The organism is Chromohalobacter sp. 296-RDG (genome assembly GCF_029889885.1).
Classification (GTDB): Bacteria; Pseudomonadota; Gammaproteobacteria; order Pseudomonadales; family Halomonadaceae; genus Chromohalobacter.
The window spans coordinates 1-1,859 of record NZ_JARANY010000164.1 but is presented as its reverse complement, the minus strand read 5'-3'; the positions used below and the strand labels follow the sequence as shown (position 1 = coordinate 1,859).

Genomic DNA, 1,859 nt, shown 5'->3' with positions numbered 1-1,859 from the left:
CCGACGTCCAACCTGTTTCTGGGCAGCGGGCTTTTCGATCGCCTCGCCACCCGTAACGCCGGCGTCATCACCTCGCTGGCCAGTGACGTGGGCGCCGGCACCGGGCTATGCGGCCTGACGACGCTGCAAGGCGCCTATCAGGTCGGTGCCTTGCTTGGCCAACCCCTGACCGCTTGGCAGGGGCTGTATCGGCTCACGCTGGGCAACGCACGGGCACTGCACCTCGATCACTGTATCGGGCGCGTGCACGCCGGATACGAAGCCGACCTGGTGGTGCTGGATCTTGCCGCTACACCTATTATGGCGCACCGTGCTCAGGTCGCCGAGACGCTGGGCGAACGGCTCTTCGCGCTGATGATGCTGGGAGATGACCGTTGCGTGTACGCCACTTGGGCCGATGGCGACCTAGTGCACCAACGTGATGCACATGATTGCCACGGAGCACCAATGGAGCGCACGCCTGCCTCATCATGAGGCGCCACCCCTTGCCAGCGCCCATGCATGCGGCGAGCCTGGCAATATCCCACACTTGGCACTCCTATTGCTTATGCATTGCAGCATGATTTTGTATACATAAAGCCCGCCGCATGTTCGGGCACAAGGAGCCAAGCCATGTCAGTCGATCAACCCCTCTACCGACTCGAGGATCGCCCCGGGCCCCTGGCCTCACTGCTCGCCGCCGTGCAACACGTACTCGCCAGCTTCGTGGGGATCATCGCGCCCAGCCTGATCGTAGGCAGCGCCCTGGGGCTCGGTCAGTACATGTCGTATTTGATCAGCATGGCGCTGTTCGTCTCGGGCGTGGCGACATGGGTGCAATCCCAGCGCCTCGGGCCGCTCGGATCGGGGCTCTTGAGTGTTCAGGGGACGAGTTTCTCGTTCGTGGCCGCGTTGATTGCCGCCGGCGAAACCGCGCGTGCCGGCGGCGCCAACGACGAAGCCGTCATCGCGACGTTACTCGGCGTCTGTGCCGTGGGCAGTTTCATCGAAATCGCACTCGGCGGCATGCTGCACCGCCTCAAGCGCATCATCACGCCCACCGTGACCGGCGTGGTCGTGACCTTGATCGGCCTCTCGCTGGTCAAGGTCGGCGTCACCGACATGGCCGGCGGGGTCGGCACCGAGGACTTCGGCAGCCTCTCCAACCTGGGTCTGGCGGCGCTGGTGATCGTCGTCGTATTGGCTTGTCAGATGTCCCGACACATCTGGCTGCGCATCGGCTCGGTCTTTTTCGGGCTCGTCATCGGCTGTCTCGTGGCCGCGTTCACCGGTCAGTTCGAAGGTGGTCCGGAGACACTCGAATGGTTCGCCCTGCCGCAACCGCTGCGCTTCGGTATCGGCTTCGACTGGACGGCCTTCGTCCCCGTGGCGTTCATCTTCCTGGTCACCGCCATCGAGACCGTAGGCGATCTCACTGGCACGTCACGCGCCTCGGGCGAACCCGTCAGCGGCCAGGTCTATCAACGCCGGATACGCGGCGGCGTGCTGGCCGATGGCGTCAACTCCTTGATCGCGGCACTGTTCAATACGTTCCCGAACACAACCTTCAGCCAGAATACCGGCGTCGTGCAATTGACCGGCGTAGCCAGCCGCCATGTGGGGCGCTACGTCGCGGTCATCCTGCTGTTGCTGGGGCTCATCCCTGCGCTCGGCACTCTGCTGCAGTTTATTCCACGTCCCGTGCTCGGCGCCGCGACGACCTTGATGTTCGGCCTGATCGCCGTCTCCGGCATCCGCATCCTCAGCGACCAGACGATGACCCGCAAGACGATCATGACCATCGCCGTGTCGCTGGGCATGGGGCTAGGTGTCCAGCTCGTCCCCGAAGCCCTCGCCGGGCTGCCCGAGACCGCCGAACG

The 1,859-nt window shown here is 64.4% G+C and carries 2 protein-coding genes; both read left to right on the top strand.

Annotated features, from left to right (window positions below; all coding sequences use genetic code 11):
- On the top strand, window positions 1-474 hold a 474-nt coding region (locus OP495_RS17485), incomplete at its 5' end, for an amidohydrolase family protein (protein WP_280571033.1).
- Window positions 475-612: 138 nt separating this feature from the next.
- A partial coding sequence (locus tag OP495_RS17480; RefSeq protein WP_280571031.1) for a solute carrier family 23 protein occupies window positions 613-1,859 on the top strand: 1,247 nt, incomplete at its 3' end.